The sequence below is a fragment of the Pseudomonas laurentiana genome, assembly GCF_014648275.1.
In the GTDB taxonomy this organism is placed as follows: domain Bacteria; phylum Pseudomonadota; class Gammaproteobacteria; order Pseudomonadales; family Pseudomonadaceae; genus Aquipseudomonas; species Aquipseudomonas laurentiana.
In genome coordinates this window covers 255,418-271,738 of record NZ_BMQU01000004.1, presented here as the reverse complement: position 1 = coordinate 271,738, position 16,321 = coordinate 255,418, and the positions used below count along the sequence as shown (strand labels likewise).

The window sequence follows — 16,321 nt, the reverse complement described above, 5'->3', positions numbered from 1 at the left end:
TGATTTCACAAGCACCCACACGAATTGCTTGATTCGATTGTTAAAGAGCGGTTGGTTAAGAGCTTTTCGTCTCAACCGAGGCGCGCATTCTACGCTTTCCTCTGTCTCTGTCAAGCGTTTATTTTGAAGTTTTTCAGAATTTTCCGTTCAACTTCAAACACTTGACTCGCTTCGATCTCTCGTTAGCGGGAGGCGAATTCTACAGCGTTTCAACTCGCTGTCAACCACCTTTTTCACCGCTGCCGATCTAATCGACCGAAGCACTTCCTGCACCTTCTAGAAACTTCTAACTCGTTGATTACCAAGGAGTTTTCCGTTTCGACTGCGCCGGAAGAGGTGCGCATTATAGAGAGATCAAACGGGGCGTCAAGCACTATTACCATGAACACCCAAGAAAAGAAAAGTGCGCACTATATTGCTCACCAACTGAAGCTTCGCGCATCATACAGCGACCATTTCCGCCGCTACTATATAGAAGGACTTTGTCCGCAGCATGAATGCACAACCCCGCAGCCTGGCAACAACCCTCTTTCCCATCGCACTCCTGCTGATTGCCATGGCCTCGATTCAATCTGGCGCCTCGCTGGCAAAAAGCCTGTTCCCTGTTATCGGCGCCCAAGGCACAACCACGCTACGCCTGATATTCGCCAGTGTGATCATGTTGCTGTTGCTGCGCCCCTGGCGCGCCAAGCTGAACGCCAGCACACTGAAAACGGTGCTGATCTACGGGATGGCACTGGGTGGCATGAACCTTCTCTTCTATATGTCCTTGCGCACCGTGCCACTTGGCGTGGCCGTAGCCCTGGAGTTCACCGGACCACTGGCGGTAGCCCTCTATGCGTCACGCCGCGCGGTAGACTTTCTATGGATCGGCCTCGCCGTGCTGGGCCTGGCCCTGCTCATTCCAGTGGGTCAGTCAGGCACGAGCGTTGACCTGGTCGGCGCCAGCTATGCATTAGGTGCCGGTGTCTGCTGGGCGCTCTACATCCTGTACGGTCAGAAGGCGGGCGCTGAAAATGGCATCCAGACAGCCGCACTGGGCGTCGTGATCGCCGCTTTCGTCGTAGCGCCTTTCGGTATTGCGCATGCCGGCAGCGACTTGCTGTCCCCAGCACTCATCCCCGTTGCCCTCGGCGTCGCGATTCTTTCCACCGCCCTGCCCTACAGCCTGGAGATGGTGGCGCTGACGCGCATGCCCGCGAAGACCTTTGGCACACTCATGAGTATCGAGCCAGCATTTGGTGCACTTTCCGGCCTGCTGTTCCTAAACGAGGTACTTAGCCTGACCCAGTGGCTGGCCATCGCGGCGATCATCACCGCTTCTGCTGGCGCCACACTGTCCTTGCGCAGAGAGACGCAGCCCTTGGTTGCCGCCGACTGACATGAGAAATACTTTCATCTAAATCGATGCAGGTCATTGTGTCTAATACCTGCCATCTTTAAGCTGTAACCTGACGCCACGCTTGAAATATTTCACTGATCAGACAAGGATGCTGTGGGCGCCAGGAAGGATGCATTGGCTATGTAGACGACCCGTAGGCTCGGGTACGCAGTAAGGACAGGAATGAAACGAATTTTGCTCATCCTAGCCATTTTGGCCATCGCAGGCTGCGCCGCGACCGCCAAGACAGAGGTCAAGCGCGGAAAGAAAGGCCTTCACATCAATTGTTCCGGCCTGTCGTCATCATGGAGCAAGTGCTATAGCAAAGCGGAAAGCTCATGTGGCAGCAAAGGCTACAAGGTTCTCGCAAAATCCGGCGATGATGAGGGAGAACCCGGTGATTTTGTCTTCGGCATAAACCCGGCGGGCTACACCAGCCGCAGCATGATCGTGATCTGCCGGTAAGCCACAACACGGTAGAAGGCAACCCTCAGGCTACCTTCTACCCACGCCGAACTGCCCTCAAATCAGATTGCCGCGGTACGCACCTGCAACCATTGCAATGCATTGCCTTCGAGCAAGGGCGACAACCGCTGGCGCACTTCATCGTGATACGCATTGAGCCACTGTCGCTCCTCGCTGCTCAGCAATTCAGGCAGCAGGCAACGCGTGTCGATCGGGCACAACGTCAGGGTTTCAAACTCAAGGAAGTCACCAAAACCGCTCTTCCCGGATTCCCGATTGAACACCAGGTTCTCGATACGCACCCCCCACTGCCCCGGCCTGTAAGTACCTGGCTCGATCGAAGTGATCATGCCGGCCTGCATTGCCGTCTGCGGAGCAGGCGCAGCCTGGTAGGCAATGACCTGAGGCCCCTCGTGAACATTCATGAAGTAGCCAACGCCATGCCCGGTACCATGCCCGTAATCGACATGCTCAGCCCAAAGCGGCGCGCGCGCAATGGCATCGAGCAAGGGTGACAGTACTCCCCGCGGAAACCGCGCACGCGACAACGCGATCACACCTTTGAGTACACGGGTGCAGTCCTGCTTCTGCTCGATACTGGGTGATCCGATGGGTACCATCCGCGTAATGTCGGTCGTACCGCCCAGATACTGCCCACCCGAATCGATCAACAACAGGCCATCACCCTCGATCGTCGCATGTGCCTCTTCGGTAGCCCGATAATGCGGCATGGCACCGTTGCTGTTAAAGGCAGCAATCGTCGCAAAACTAGGTGAGACGAAACCAGGCCGACGGGATCGTGCCGCGCCGAGCTTTTCGTCAACGGTCACTTCAGTGATGCGTTCCCGCCCCAGCGCAGACTCGAACCAGGCGAAAAATTCGCACAGCGCCGCTCCATCCTGCTCCATGGCCTGACGGATGTGGGCAAGATCGGATTCACTCTTGCGCGACTTCGACAACGTGGTCGGGTTGAGGTCTTCCACAAGCCTTACATCGCTACCCAGGTTCGCCAAGAGGCCGAGGGTCACCTTGGCAGGATCAATCAACAACGAACTGCCTGGGGCTATACCTGCCAACGCCTCACCTACCGCGGCATAGTCCTGTACATGAACACCATCGGTTTCAAGGACCTTACGCAGGTTACCGTCAACCTTATCCAGTGCAACAAACAGAATTGCCTCGTTCTGACTAACCAAGGCAAACGACACAAACACCGGGTTGTAAGAGACATCACTGCCGCGCAAATTGAACAGCCAGGCGATGTCATCCAGCGTGGCAATGAAATGCCAGTCGGCGCCACGCACCTGAAGTGCCTGACGCAGGCCTTCCAGCTTATGCACCCGACTGACCGTCGCATGAGGTGGCAGATGCTGGTACACCGGATTGACTGGCAACGGCGGACGCTCTTCCCAAACCTCAAGCAACCAGTCTTTGTCCGCCAGCAGCCGAACATTCCGAAGTTTGAGTCGCGCCTCCAACTGCCGAGCCGATGCCAGCGCCATGACCGCACCATCGACAGCAACGACACCACCTTCCGGAGCCTGCTCAGCGAGCCAATCCAGAGGGCCAGGCTGGCCCGGCAACAGTTTCATCAACGCGATACCACTGCCACTCAACTCTCTTTCGGCCTGCTCCCAATAGCGACTGTCTACCCAAAGGCCGGCAAAGTCCGACGTGAGGATCAACGTCCCCACCGAACCATGAAAGCCGGACAGCCACTGCCGCCCCTGCCAATACCCTGGCAGATACTCAGAAAGGTGCGGGTCGGCCGACGGCACCAACAGCGCATCGACACCTTCTCGGCTCATCACCTCGCGCATACGCGCCAAACGCCCCGTTACCACCCCCTGCGTTGAAGACTGACTGTTCATGCTGACTCCTGCTGCCACGACATCCGATGGTCTTGATCGCAGATAATGGAGCAGCCCTCAGCGCCGGGCAACTGCCAGGAGGCGCACCCCTGCAATGGACATTGACTGCCTCAGCGCCATCAACCTCTCGCCAGAAGCTGTGCCAGGGCTTTCGCCTGCAGCGCCACATCAGTGACAGCCGTGCTTTCCCACCACATACCGCGCAACGGTGGCCCCATGGCGAACAAGCACTCACTGGCACGCCCTTGTGCATCCAGTACGGCACCGGCCGGGTTGGCAGCAATGCCCAACGCAAGCGGCCCAGGCTGAACCAGTCCGCGCGCCAGCAGGCTTCGTGGCAGGGGCCGATCAACACGGCGCCAATCGTATTCAATACCCATTGAATTGATCAGTGCAGCACCTGTCACACGCGTCGTCGCCTGCTGACCACGCAAGCGCAAACGAATACCCACCTCATTGCCCTCAACAGCATCGACGCCTTGCCAGGAGGCCGCACGAATGCGCAAGCGCCCCTCCTCAAGTAACCGCTGGAGCAACGCTGCGCCAGGCGGCGCGGAACGATGGTGATGACTCTCCCACCAAGGACGCACATGCCGCACAAACTGTCGACGCTCTCGATCGCTGGCCTGACTCCAAAGCCTGGCGATATGCACCCGGACGGTATCCAGCGGCGCCTGACAATCAACCCCCTGAGCGATAGCCAAGCGGCATTGTGCCCGCACACTTCGGAGCAGCTGACGAGGGCTACGTACCCCAGGATCAGCTGCCAGGAAATCGACCCAGCTCGGCGGCTGTCGGCGTACATGAGGCAACAGGCCATGGCGGGAAAACACATCGATCGGCCCTCGATGCCCAGCCTGCTGCAACGACACCAATGCATCGATCATGGTCAGGCCGGAACCGATGATCAGCACCCGCCCTTGAGGATCAAGCCCACGCATGGCCGAAACATCCCAGGGGTCAAGGGTGGCCTGCCTCAGCCCGTCCGCACCAAGGCGCGGAGTACGCGCGGCAGTAAACATGCCCGTAGCCAGTACCGCACGCTTCGCCCGCAGTTGGTGCCCATTGGCACACTGCACAACCACTCCCTCGCTGCCGACCTGCAGGTCGTCTACCTCGCTACACAGGTGCTCGACGGTGGAACCTGAACGGCCGCCCATGACCTCAGCGTCAGCCAGACGCTGGCGCGCATAACAGCCGAACAGGCCTCGGGGCGGAAACAGCTCGGCAATGGGTACCTGTTGTTCGGCTGACTCAGGCCAGCTACCCGCTTGAATAGACTGCGCGAGCCATTGGGTCAGGTCATCGGGGTTGTCTGGGTCGACACTCATCCGTGCCGCGTTGCCATTGAGGGTATGCCCTGGCTCGGTCGCACTGTAGGCCTCGCCACGCCCCAGTTCGGGCCGAGGCTCAACGACCACAATGCGCCGTTGACCCGGCTGGCGTAGCAGTTGCGCAGCCAGCATCGCGCCACTGAGGCCACCCCCGATTATGAGTACATCAATGACTGTATTCGGGTACGTCGCAGCGTGTGGTTCGTGCATTCGCGTCTCCTTGCGCAATTATCCGGATGATAAGCGGCAAACGGCGGAAAACGCAGCCACACCGGTACTAAAGTAGGTTCATACCGACGGAGCGGCAAAGCGCTTGCGATAATCACTGGGCGCCAACCCCGTGACCTTGTGAAACACTTTGCGAAATGCTCCCGGGTCTTGATACCCGACACCCCAGGCAATCTGCTCGATATTGCGATTGGTGAACTCCAGCATGCGGCACGCACGCCCGACACGAACCTGCTGGCAGTACTCGGTAGGCTTTAGTCCAGTCGCTCGGCGAAAACGACGCAGGAAGGTACGCTCCTCAAGGCCTGCATGACCGGCCATCCCTTCGAGGCTGACGTCCTTGGCACCGCTGCCTTGCAGCCAGTGCTGGACCTTGAGAATCGCTTCGTCACCATGATCCAGACAGGGGCTGAATACACTGCCTGCACGCGGCCCGACCTGCACACGCTCCACCGCCAGAAACCGGGCGGTTTCCGTCGCCAGGGTGGCCCCGAGAAAGCGCTCGACCAGGTTCAAGCCCAGCTCGGTCCACGCCATCAGCCCTGCGGAAGTAATAATATCGCCGTCATCCAGCAACGGCAGATGGGTCTCGACCCTCACCTGCGGAAAGCGCTCAGCCAAGGACTGCGCGAAGTTCCAGTGCGTGGTTGCCGGACGGCCGTCAAGCAGGCCACTTGCCGCAATGAAGAACACCCCGACGCACACCGACACCAGCAGAGCGCCCTCACGATGCCACTGCCTGAGGTCACCACAGAACCGCTCAAGCAACTCAGGCACAGGCGCCTGGGTCAGGCTCGGCGGGATGATAATGGCACGTGGTTGGTGAACACCCTGTGGATGCGTATCAAAGTTGACCGCCAACCCTCCGCCCTCGGCCTCACACCAGTGAGTGACCCGCAACAACGGTCGCTCCTGCGCACCGAGTTCGACGGACATGCGATTCGCGACCGCCAATAAGTCGGTGATGCCATGCACGGCCGCCATCTGCGCGCCCGGGTACACCAGAATGCCGATCTCCAGCGTGTCGCGTACGGTAGTCATTGTCAGTTTTTCCAGCCAATTTGTCGGTCGCGCCAATCCGCAAGTCTGTCGATCAAGCCTATAACTATCGCCACACCACAACCACTCCCAGCATGAGGCAAGCGACATGACCCAACACGCGCTGATCGTCATTGATATTCAGAACGACTATTTTCCCGGCGGCAAATGGCCCCTCGACGGTGCCGAGGCGGCTGCCGATAACGCAGCACGGGTATTGGCAGCGGCGCGAGCCAGGAACGACCTGGTGATTCATGTACGCCATGAGTTTGAGTCCGCGGACGCACCGTTCTTCACGCCCGGCTCAGAGGGTGCGCAGATACACCCCAAAGCAGAAAACCGGACGGATGAGCCGGTGATTCTCAAGCATCGGGTAAATGCTTTCCTGAATACCGAGCTCAAGACATTACTGGATGATCATCAGGTAAGCGCCATTACCTTGATCGGCAGCATGAGTCATATGTGCATCGACTCTGCAGCGCGCGCGGCGGCAGACTTTGGCTTCGCGACCACGGTCATCCACGATGCCTGCGCTACCCGTGCACTGGTGTTCAACGACGTAACAGTACCTGCTGCACAGGTGCACGCCGCCTATATGGCATCGCTGGCATTCGGTTATGCGCAGGTCGTATCGACAGCCGAATACCTCGACACCCCACGCGGCTGACCCACCGGACAGCCCTCAGATCACCACATTGCGTACAAAGCGTACCGCCACCTCTCCATCGTTGCGGTAGGCGTGCATCCGGTTGCTGGCGAAGGTAAAGAATTCGCCAGCAGCCAGGCGGTAGGCCTGATCCTCGATCAACAAGGTCAGACAACCCTGTAACACATAGAGCTGCTCGCTCCAACCGTCGGCATCGGCCTCGGAGGGATACACTTCGCCGGGCTCCAGGCGCCACTCCCACAACTCCACCTCGCGGCTGGCCTTGGAGCTGGCCAGCAATACGGCCTTGCTGCCCGAATGAACGCCCGTCCAGGCCAGCTCGTTGATTCGGCTGGGGTCGCGGTTGTCTGGTGCCTGGATCAAATCACTGAAAGCGACATCAAGCGCTTCGGCTATTCGATCAAGCGTGGTCAAGCTGACGTTCTTTTCACCTGCCTCGATGGCGACCAGCATGCGACGGCTCACACCCGACTTTTCCGCCAGAGCAGTCTGGCTGAGGTCTGCTGCATGACGCAGGCGGCGGATGTTCTGGCTGACGTGCTGCAACACAGACGCCCTTTGGTTCGAATCTTTGTGCACTATATTGCTCGCTGGTAGGGTGTGCGCAGTATACTGCCCACTTTGGCGCATTGTGCGTCGCCCATTCTTTGTGTGCAAGACCATGACCTCGAGCGCCCCGCAACACGCGACCATTACCTTCCGGCCAAGCAAGGCTGAGTGGGTGCTGATTTTCATCACCATTCTCTGGGGCGGCACTTTTCTGCTGGTGCACAAGGTGATGACCGTCAGTGGCCCGATGTTCTTCGTGGGCCTGCGCTTCGCCGCCGCCGCACTGTTCGTGGCCATGGTATCGGCCCGCTCGCTGTCAGGTCTGACCGCCACCGAGCTCAAGGCCGGCTTCCTGATTGGCGTCTCGATCATGCTTGGCTATGGCTTGCAGACGGTCGGCCTGCAGACCATCAGTAGCAGCCAATCGGCTTTCATTACAGCATTGTATGTGCCGTTCGTGCCCTTGCTTCAATGGGTGATTCTAGGCCGTCGTCCAGGTCTCATGCCAAGCATCGGCATCAGCCTGGCATTTATCGGACTCATGTTGCTGGCCGGCCCGAACGGCCGTTCGTTGCAGTTCAGCCCTGGCGAGATCGCCACGGTGGTCAGCGCGGTCGCCATTGCAGCCGAAATCATTCTGATCAGCCGCTTTGCTGGCAAGGTTGATGTGCGCCGCGTCACTGTCGTGCAATTGGCCACCGCCTCGGCCCTGTCATTCCTGATGATCGTTCCGACGCAGGAAGCACTGCCGGATTTTTCCTGGCTGCTGGTGCTCAGCGCTGTCGGCCTGGGGGCGATGAGCGCGGCTATCCAGGTGGCGATGAACTGGGCACAGAAATCGGTTTCGCCTACCCGCGCTACGCTCATCTACGCAGGAGAGCCCGTGTGGGGAGGCGTCTTCGGGCGACTGGCGGGTGAGCGCCTGCCGGGTGCTGCGCTGGTCGGTGCGTTGCTTATCGTCATTGCGGTCGTGGTCAGCGAATTGAAGATCAAGCGTCGAGAGGAGAGCCCCGCACAGGAAGAGGCGCCCGAACAAGAGCGCGAACCGGGTTGAGGGTGCAGGCTTCACGCCAACGCTGAAAAAAACTGTTATAAAAAAATAGTTTAATGCACCGTTCTTGTAGGATTCTGCGACAGCTTGTGTGTTGGTGATCGACGGTACGGCACGTATGATCCCTTACAAACTCCTGCAGATTAGAAACCCATGTCCTTGATAGTTCTGCTGCTTCTGCCATTCATCGGCAGCTGTCTGGCGGCTGTCCTGCCGCACAATGCGCGTAACAGTGAGTCGCTGCTGGCAGGCCTCGTCGCACTTGTCGGCACCGTACAGGTAGCCCTGCTGTACCCTCAAATCGCCAATGGCGGCATCATTCGCGAGGAAGTGCTCTGGCTGCCGAGCCTGGGGCTGAACCTGGTACTGCGCCTGGATGGCTTCGCCTGGTTGTTCTCCCTGCTGGTGCTTGGCATCGGCACGCTGGTCTCGCTCTACGCACGTTACTACATGTCCCCTCAAGACCCGGTACCGCGCTTTTTCGCCTTTTTCCTGGCGTTCATGGGCGCGATGCTTGGCCTGGTGATTTCCGGCAACCTGATCCAGATCGTATTTTTCTGGGAACTGACCAGCCTGTTCTCCTTCCTGCTGATCGGTTATTGGCATCATCGCAGTGACGCCCGACGCGGGGCCTATATGGCCTTGATGGTTACCGGTGCTGGCGGCCTGTGCCTGCTGGCGGGGGTACTGCTGCTCGGCCATGTGGTCGGCAGCTATGACCTGGACAAGGTACTGGCTGCCGGTGATCACATTCGTAGCCATGCCCTTTACCCAGTGCTGTTGCCCCTCATCCTGCTTGGCGCCCTGAGCAAAAGCGCGCAATTCCCTTTCCACTTCTGGCTTCCCCACGCCATGGCCGCGCCGACGCCCGTGTCGGCTTACCTGCACTCCGCAACCATGGTCAAAGCCGGGGTTTTCTTGCTCGCAAGACTCTGGCCAGCCCTGGCGGGCAGCGAACAGTGGTTCTGGATCGTCAGCGGCGCAGGCGCCTGCACCTTGCTGTTGGGCGCCTACACGGCGATGTTCCAGAACGACCTCAAGGGTCTGCTGGCCTACTCGACCATCAGCCACCTCGGCCTGATTACCCTGCTGCTGGGGCTGAACAGCCCGTTGGCGGCGGTCGCCGCAGTGTTCCACATTCTCAATCACGCCACCTTTAAAGCCTCGTTGTTCATGGCAGCCGGGATCATCGACCACGAGAGTGGCACCCGAGACATTCGCAAACTCAGCGGGCTGTTCCGCCTGATTCCATTCACCGCGACCTTGGCGATGGTCGCCAGTGCCTCGATGGCCGGCGTACCGCTGCTCAACGGCTTTCTCTCCAAGGAAATGTTCTTCGCCGAAACCGTATTCATTTCCTCCACCGCCTGGGTCGAGGCCGCACTGCCAGTCATCGCGACACTGGCCGGCACTTTCAGCGTGGCGTACGCCCTGCGTTTCACCGTCGATGTGTTTTTCGGGCCGCAGGCCACTGATCTGCCGCATACGCCACATGAGCCACCGCGCTGGATGCGCGCACCGGTCGAGCTCCTGGTACTGACCTGCCTGGTAGTGGGTATTTTCCCGGCCCAGTCCGTAGGCCCACTGCTTGCGGCTGCCGCCTTGCCTGTGGTCGGGGGGACACTGCCCGACTACAGCCTGGCGATCTGGCACGGCTGGAATGCCCCCCTGATCATGAGTCTGATCGCCATGGCAGGCGGCATCGTGCTGTACCTGCTGCTGCGCAACCAGTTCAGACTCGACCGTATTTCACACCCACCCGTCATCGAGCGCTTCAACGGCAAGCGACTGTTCGAGCGCAGCCTGGTCCTGCTGATGCGCATGGCACGCCGTGCCGAGCGCCTGCTCACGACCCGACGCCTGCAAAAGCAGTTGTTCATGCTGGTACTGGCCGCCTTTCTCGCTGGCCTGCTACCCATGCTTTACAGCGGCCTGAGCTGGGGCGACAGACCCAAGATCCCAGGCTCCGGTGTCTTTGTGGCCCTCTGGCTGATCGCGATTGCCTGTGCCCTTGGTGCTGCCTGGCAAGCCAAATACCACCGACTGGCAGCGCTGACCATGGTCAGCGTATGCGGCCTGATGACCTGCATTACCTTCGTCTGGTTCTCGGCACCTGATCTGGCGCTGACCCAACTGGTCGTAGAAGTCGTCACCACCATTCTGATCCTGCTGGGTTTGCGTTGGCTGCCACGCCGAATCGAAGGTGTCTCGCCACTGGGTAGCCAGGAGCGTGCTCGCTTGCGGCGCCTGCGCGACCTGGTACTGGCAGTGTTGGTCGGTGCCGGCATGGCCTTGCTGTCCTATGCGATGCTGACCCGCCCTACCCCCAATGACATCTCGTCGTTCTACCTGAGCCGGGCATTGCCCGAGGGCGGCGGCAGCAATGTCGTCAACGTGATGCTGGTGGATTTCCGTGGCTTCGATACCCTCGGCGAAATCACCGTACTGGTCGCCGTGGCACTGGCCGTGTTCGCACTGCTACGGCGCTTCCGCCCACCCCGCGAGAGTATCGAACTGCCTGCACAACAGCGTCTGCTCGCACCAGACGTGGTCACCGACCTGGTCAACCCACGGCATGCCGCCGATACCGCACTGGGCTTCATGATGGTGCCGGCGGCGCTGGTCCGGCTGCTGCTGCCGATTGCCCTGGTGGTGTCGATGTACCTGTTCATGCGCGGGCACAATCAACCGGGCGGCGGCTTTGTTGCCGGCCTGGTGATGTCGGTGGCCTTCATCCTGCAGTACATGGTCGCCGGCACCCAGTGGGTCGAGGCCCAGATGAGCCTGCGCCCTTTGCGCTGGATGGGTACCGGCCTGCTCTGTGCCACCCTCACCGGGGTTGGCGCCATGTTCCTGGGATTTCCCTTCCTGACCACCCACACCGCCCACCTGCACCTGCCAGTGGTGGGTGATTTGCATGTCGCCAGCGCACTGTTCTTCGATATCGGCGTGTTCACCGTCGTCGTCGGCTCGACGCTGCTGATCCTTACCGCGCTGGCGCACCAGTCAGTACGTAGCCATCGCCCCAGTAAAAACCTTCAACCCGGAGCCGCCTGATGGAAGAAGTCATTGCAATTGCCATCGGCGTACTCGCCGCCTCGGGCGTCTGGCTGATACTGCGGCCACGGACCTTCCAGGTCGTGATGGGCCTGTGCCTGTTGTCGTACGGCGTCAACCTGTTCATCTTCAGCATGGGCAGCCTGTTCATTGGCAAGGAGCCGATCATCAAGGACGGCATACCGCAAGACCTGCTCAACTACACCGACCCGCTGCCCCAGGCCTTGGTACTGACCGCGATCGTCATCAGCTTCGCCATGACGGCCTTGTTCCTCGTGGTGCTGCTGGCCTCGCGCGGCCTGACCGGCACTGACCACGTCGACGGCCGGGAGCCCAGCGAATGAGTGCGATGAACCAACTGATCGTCGCCCCCATCCTGCTACCGTTGATTACCGCAGCGCTCATGCTGCTGCTCGGCGAGAAACGCCGGCCACTCAAGGCCCGTATCAACCTGGTTTCATCCCTGCTTGGCTTGGGCATTTCCGTGGTGTTGCTGCTGTGGGTACACACACAGGGGCAAGCCGGTTCGATCGGTGTCTACCTGCCCGGTAACTGGCCAGCACCTTTCGGTATCGTGCTGGTGGTCGACCGCCTGGCCGCAATGATGCTGGTACTGACCGGCATCATCGGGGTGAGTGCTTTGCTCTTCGCCATGGCCCGCTGGGACAGCGCTGGAGCCAGCTTCCATGCACTCTTCCAGATCCAGCTGATGGGTTTGTACGGGGCATTCCTGACTGCCGACCTGTTCAACCTGTTCGTCTTTTTCGAGGTGCTGCTGGCGGCATCCTATGGCTTGATCCTGCACGGTTCAGGACGGGCCAGGGTCAAGGCCGGCCTGCATTACATCGCCATCAACCTCGTGGCATCGTCGCTGTTTCTGATTGGCGCAGCGATGCTCTATGGTGTTACCGGCACCCTCAATATGGCCGATCTGGCGATCAAGATCCCACTGGTGCCAGAGGCCGACCGAGGCTTGCTGCACGCTGGCGCTGCAATCCTGGCCATTGCCTTTCTGGCCAAGGCCGGTATCTGGCCGCTGAACTTCTGGCTGGTGCCGGCGTACTCCGCAGCCAGCGCCCCCGTGGCCGCACTCTTCGCGATCATGACCAAAGTCGGGATCTACACCGTGCTGCGTCTCTGGACCCTGCTGTTTTCCGGGCAAGCCGGTGCCTCTTCATTCTTCGGTGGCGAGTGGCTGGTGTACGGTGGCCTGGCAACCTTGGGATGTGCCGCGCTGTCGATCCTCGCGGCACAGCGCCTTGAACGAATGGCCAGCCTGAGCATCCTGGTCTCGGCGGGTACACTGCTGGCCGCGATAGGTTTCGGGCAACCCGCCCTGACCGCAGCGGCACTGTTCTACCTGGTCAGTTCGACCCTGGCACTATGCGCACTGTTCCTGCTTGCAGAACTGATCGAACGCTCACGCTCGGTCAATGAGATACCACTGGATGACGACAGCGACACGCTCCCTCCAGCGCTGGAGCTATCGCAACCGCCCAAGGGCATCAATCTGGACGATGAGCAAAAGGCCGTTGTCGGCCAGGTCATTCCCTGGGCCATGGCGTTTCTCGGTCTTAGCTTCATTGCTTGCGCCCTGCTGGTGATCGGCATGCCGCCACTGTCGGGTTTCATCGGCAAGCTGAACCTGATCAGCGCACTGCTCAACCCACAAGGCCTCGGCCTCGCGACTGAGCAGCCGCTGCCCGCGACTGGCTGGGCACTGCTGGCACTGCTGGTGCTCTCGGGCCTGGCTTCGCTCATTGCCCTGGCTCGCGTCGGCATCACACGTTTCTGGACCCCACAAGAACGCCCTTCACCCGTACTTCGGCGCCTGGAATGCCTGCCGATTGTCGCCCTGCTGAGCCTGTGCGTGCTGCTCAGCATCCAGGCCGAACCACTGTTACGCTACACGCAGGACACAGCAAGCGGCCTGCAAGATCCACAACAGTACCTATCTGCTGTGTTCGCTACGCGGCCAACCCCAGGCCCGCTTGCGCAGGCGAAACCTGCGGAGGTGCAGCCATGAAGCGCCTGTTTCCGGCACCGCTGCTATCACTGACGCTGTGGTTGTTATGGCTGGTACTGAACCTTTCAACAAGCCCCGGCAACCTGTTGCTAGGCGCGCTGCTGGGCGTGCTCGCACCGCTGCTGATGGCGCCCCTGCGACCACAATCGGTACGCATCCGCAGACCTGTAACCATCATACGGCTGATCCTCAGGGTCGGTCTGGATGTGCTGACCTCCAACCTGCAGGTGGCTCGAAGCGTCCTGACTGCCGGTCAACGCCCACCACGGTCGGCCTTCGTTCGCATTCCACTGGACCTGCGCGACGCACACGGGCTGGCGGCCTTGTCGATGATCACAACGATTGTGCCTGGCACTATCTGGTCGGAGTTGGCGCTAGACCGCAGCATCTTGTTACTGCATGTCTTCGACCTGAACGACGAAAGGCAATTCATCGAGCATTTCAAACACACTTACGAGCGCCCGCTGATGGAGATCTTCGAATGACAGGCCTGCTTGCCAACGCCGTTCTCGCCAGCCTGTTCATCTTCGCCCTGGCCATGGCGTTGACCCTGGTCAGGCTGTTCCGAGGCCCCTCGGCGCAAGACCGGGTCCTGGCACTGGACTACCTGTACATCCTGGCAATGCTGATGATGCTGGTGCTGGGCATCCGCTACGCCAGTGATACCTACTTTGAGGGCGCGCTTCTGATCGCGCTGTTCGGCTTTGTCGGCTCATTTGCCCTGGCCAAATTCCTGCTGCGCGGTGAGGTGATCGAATGAACGAGTTCAATACACTGCCATTGTGGCTTGAACTGACTACCGCAGCGCTTCTGCTAACCGGCAGCGTGTTTGCCCTGACGGGGGCCTTCGGCCTTCTGCGCATGAAGACGTTCTTTCAGCGCATGCATCCACCCGCCCTGGCCTCTACGCTGGGCACCTGGTGCGTGGCCCTGGCCTCGATCCTGTACTTTTCCGGTCTCAAGCACATGCCGGTTCTACATGCCTGGCTGATCCCGATCCTGCTGTCGATTACCGTACCGATCACTACATTGCTACTGGCGCGAGCGGCACTGTTTCGTAAGCGTATGGCCAATGAGCCTGTACCTGAAGAGGTCAGTAGCGGGCGCGACAGGGGCAACTGATGCATCAGGTGCTGAGATGTTGCAGCTCTCGTCGAACCATCGAAGCGAACTCCGGCGGGCTTAGCTGATAGAGCTGCGCGGCAACCCAATCAAACCAGGCCGCTTTCAACTGACCGCGTTGTGCCAGCCATTGCTCGGCCAATGCGTGTGCCTGCGCCTGGTGCTGCGCATGGAACTCGGCGCGACCCTGAGGTTCGGTGCGGACGTTGCTCATTCGCTGGCCTTGAAGGTCATCTCGCCCTTGCGCCACTTGGCTGCTTTAGCGGTAGCGGCCTTGAGGATCTTGCTCAGCCCTTCCTGCAACTGTGCATGGGCTGCAAACACCAGCACCACACTCTGCCCTTCGCGTAACACGATCCCATTGCCCTCTGGGGACGATACGAATGCATAGTCGCCCAGCCCGTAAACCGTATGTTTGATGTCACGGAAACGAACTTCCAGCTTGCCGCCTTCGCGGCTGGGCAGCACCGCCGCACGAAAGTGGTCGCCCACCTTTAACTCAAGACGCTGTTTGTCATCAACGACCAACGCCTCTTCAGTGTCGATCTCGGCCATGTAGAGGCCTTCGGCACTTTGCTCAGTGATATAGACAAAACGCGATTGAAACTGTTTGACAAGCTTGGCCCGAAGATCGCCCAGCACAAACAGGGCCTGCATATCCAGATTGCTGACTGCCAATGAAAAATTCCTCAACGACTGATCACGCCCACGCCAACGCTGGCAGCGATGCCGCGCAATGGCCAAGGCACATTATTAGATAACCAGATATTAGTGGTTTAGCGAGTGATTATCCGTGCAGATAAGCATCCAGGCATGAAGGAAAGTGTACTGCTTCTTGCCGGCATAAGCCCTTGGGCGAATTCTCAGCAGATTTCCTCATTCAAGGAAGCTTTTTCTGACAGCAATATCGCATCAGACATGCGATAGCTGAAAGAACGCCCCCATCGGCGGGGTGTCCTGACCATCACTCATGTACTACAGGAAGCTGAATATGCACGAAAACACTGAATTCCGTCGAGAGGCCAACACGTATTGCGGCGTAGAAAGTCGAAACCATACCAAGCCTGCACGCTTCGTCGTGATACCTGCAGGTATCGGGTTCTTTCACATCACCGAGTACACCACAGGGCGCGTCAAGGGTTTCCGTCGCGAGCACATTGACGCCTGCGCGCTGGCGCGCGATCTTGAGCGCTGAAGACGTGCGCTCAACTGGCGTGGCGGGCAACACCCGCCATGGCGCCCTTGTTCAACTGGGCCAGCCAGGCGGCACGGCACTCGTGGGCCTCACCAGGGCTGGCAAAAGCAGTACCTCGGCGCTCGCCATTGACTAGCACAACCCAACATACTCGCTTGCCCTGCGCCTGCATCGATGCCGGCACACCACTACCAATCATCACGGCTACATCGACCTTGCTATGCATGATTCCCTCCGGAACGTCATTAGCAACCTAACGATGGAGCCATCATAGAACCCGTTCCTCACGGGAAAAAGCTATCACCTGCATAGCTGTTTTACATCAGCCGCAATAAAA

General features: G+C 59.6%; 18 protein-coding genes. 11 read left to right on the top strand and 7 right to left on the bottom strand.

Annotation, left to right across the window (positions count from 1 at the left end; all coding sequences use genetic code 11):
• Positions 1-493: 493 nt before the first annotated feature.
• Complete coding sequence (gene rhtA, locus IE038_RS06595) at positions 494-1,381, top strand: threonine/homoserine exporter RhtA (protein WP_189395346.1); 888 nt, start codon at positions 494-496, stop codon at positions 1,379-1,381.
• 183 nt (positions 1,382-1,564) lie between these two features.
• A complete protein-coding gene (locus IE038_RS06590; protein WP_065759932.1) occupies positions 1,565-1,846 on the top strand; it encodes a hypothetical protein in 282 nt (93 codons plus the stop codon).
• A gap of 62 nt (positions 1,847-1,908) precedes the next feature.
• On the opposite strand, the gene IE038_RS06585 is transcribed toward IE038_RS06590, so the two are convergent.
• From IE038_RS06585 to IE038_RS06575, 3 genes are all read right to left on the bottom strand, one after another.
• Complete coding sequence (locus IE038_RS06585) at positions 1,909-3,717, bottom strand: aminopeptidase P family protein (protein WP_189395345.1); 1,809 nt, start codon at positions 3,715-3,717, stop codon at positions 1,909-1,911.
• A gap of 119 nt (positions 3,718-3,836) precedes the next feature.
• Complete coding sequence (locus IE038_RS06580) at positions 3,837-5,261, bottom strand: FAD/NAD(P)-binding protein (protein ID WP_189395344.1); 1,425 nt, start codon at positions 5,259-5,261, stop codon at positions 3,837-3,839.
• Positions 5,262-5,339: 78 nt separating this feature from the next.
• Positions 5,340-6,320 (bottom strand): GlxA family transcriptional regulator, encoded by a 981-nt coding sequence (locus IE038_RS06575; protein WP_163931682.1) that lies wholly within the window; start codon positions 6,318-6,320, stop codon positions 5,340-5,342.
• A gap of 106 nt (positions 6,321-6,426) precedes the next feature.
• On the opposite strand from IE038_RS06575, the gene IE038_RS06570 reads away from it, so the two are divergent.
• The gene (locus tag IE038_RS06570; protein WP_163931679.1) at positions 6,427-6,984 is read left to right on the top strand and encodes a cysteine hydrolase family protein; all 558 of its coding nucleotides are present in this window, start codon (positions 6,427-6,429) and stop codon (positions 6,982-6,984) included.
• Between the two features lie 15 nt (positions 6,985-6,999).
• Here IE038_RS06570 and IE038_RS06565 read toward each other — a convergent pair whose 3' ends face one another.
• A complete protein-coding gene (locus IE038_RS06565; protein ID WP_163931676.1) occupies positions 7,000-7,563 on the bottom strand; it encodes a helix-turn-helix domain-containing protein in 564 nt (187 codons plus the stop codon).
• Positions 7,564-7,645: 82 nt separating this feature from the next.
• Here IE038_RS06565 and IE038_RS06560 point away from each other — a divergent pair, with 82 nt between their 5' ends.
• The 7 genes from IE038_RS06560 (at position 7,646) to IE038_RS06530 (ending at position 14,789) form a co-directional block, all read left to right on the top strand.
• A complete protein-coding gene (locus IE038_RS06560) occupies positions 7,646-8,587 on the top strand; it encodes a DMT family transporter (protein WP_163931673.1) in 942 nt (313 codons plus the stop codon).
• Positions 8,588-8,737: 150 nt separating this feature from the next.
• The gene (locus IE038_RS06555; protein WP_189395343.1) at positions 8,738-11,641 is read left to right on the top strand and encodes a monovalent cation/H+ antiporter subunit A; all 2,904 of its coding nucleotides are present in this window, start codon (positions 8,738-8,740) and stop codon (positions 11,639-11,641) included.
• Entirely contained in the window at positions 11,641-11,985 is a 345-nt protein-coding gene (locus IE038_RS06550) for a Na+/H+ antiporter subunit C (protein WP_163931670.1), read from the top strand. Before IE038_RS06555 ends, IE038_RS06550 begins: the two co-directional genes overlap by 1 nt.
• A complete protein-coding gene (locus IE038_RS06545) occupies positions 11,982-13,667 on the top strand; it encodes a monovalent cation/H+ antiporter subunit D (protein WP_163931667.1) in 1,686 nt (561 codons plus the stop codon). Before IE038_RS06550 ends, IE038_RS06545 begins: the two co-directional genes overlap by 4 nt.
• Positions 13,664-14,152, top strand: coding sequence for a Na+/H+ antiporter subunit E (locus tag IE038_RS06540; RefSeq protein ID WP_163931664.1), 489 nt, complete (start codon positions 13,664-13,666; stop codon positions 14,150-14,152). Before IE038_RS06545 ends, IE038_RS06540 begins: the two co-directional genes overlap by 4 nt.
• A complete protein-coding gene (locus IE038_RS06535) occupies positions 14,149-14,427 on the top strand; it encodes a K+/H+ antiporter subunit F (protein ID WP_163931662.1) in 279 nt (92 codons plus the stop codon). Before IE038_RS06540 ends, IE038_RS06535 begins: the two co-directional genes overlap by 4 nt.
• The gene (locus tag IE038_RS06530) at positions 14,424-14,789 is read left to right on the top strand and encodes a Na+/H+ antiporter subunit G (RefSeq protein ID WP_163931659.1); all 366 of its coding nucleotides are present in this window, start codon (positions 14,424-14,426) and stop codon (positions 14,787-14,789) included. The genes IE038_RS06535 and IE038_RS06530 overlap by 4 nt, the downstream gene beginning before the upstream one ends.
• 4 nt (positions 14,790-14,793) lie before the next feature.
• On the opposite strand, the gene IE038_RS06525 is transcribed toward IE038_RS06530, so the two are convergent.
• Positions 14,794-15,003 carry a hypothetical protein gene (locus IE038_RS06525; RefSeq protein ID WP_189395342.1) on the bottom strand — a complete coding sequence of 70 codons (210 nt, stop codon included), beginning with the start codon at positions 15,001-15,003 and terminating at the stop codon, positions 14,794-14,796.
• The gene (locus IE038_RS06520; protein WP_163931656.1) at positions 15,000-15,467 is read right to left on the bottom strand and encodes a hypothetical protein; all 468 of its coding nucleotides are present in this window, start codon (positions 15,465-15,467) and stop codon (positions 15,000-15,002) included. The genes IE038_RS06525 and IE038_RS06520 overlap by 4 nt, the downstream gene beginning before the upstream one ends.
• Positions 15,468-15,780: 313 nt before the next feature.
• Here IE038_RS06520 and IE038_RS06515 point away from each other — a divergent pair, with 313 nt between their 5' ends.
• Positions 15,781-15,984 (top strand): hypothetical protein, encoded by a 204-nt coding sequence (locus IE038_RS06515; protein ID WP_163931629.1) that lies wholly within the window; start codon positions 15,781-15,783, stop codon positions 15,982-15,984.
• Between the two features lie 10 nt (positions 15,985-15,994).
• Here IE038_RS06515 and IE038_RS06510 read toward each other — a convergent pair whose 3' ends face one another.
• Positions 15,995-16,210 (bottom strand): hypothetical protein, encoded by a 216-nt coding sequence (locus IE038_RS06510; protein WP_163931653.1) that lies wholly within the window; start codon positions 16,208-16,210, stop codon positions 15,995-15,997.
• Between the last annotated feature and the right edge of the window lie 111 nt (positions 16,211-16,321).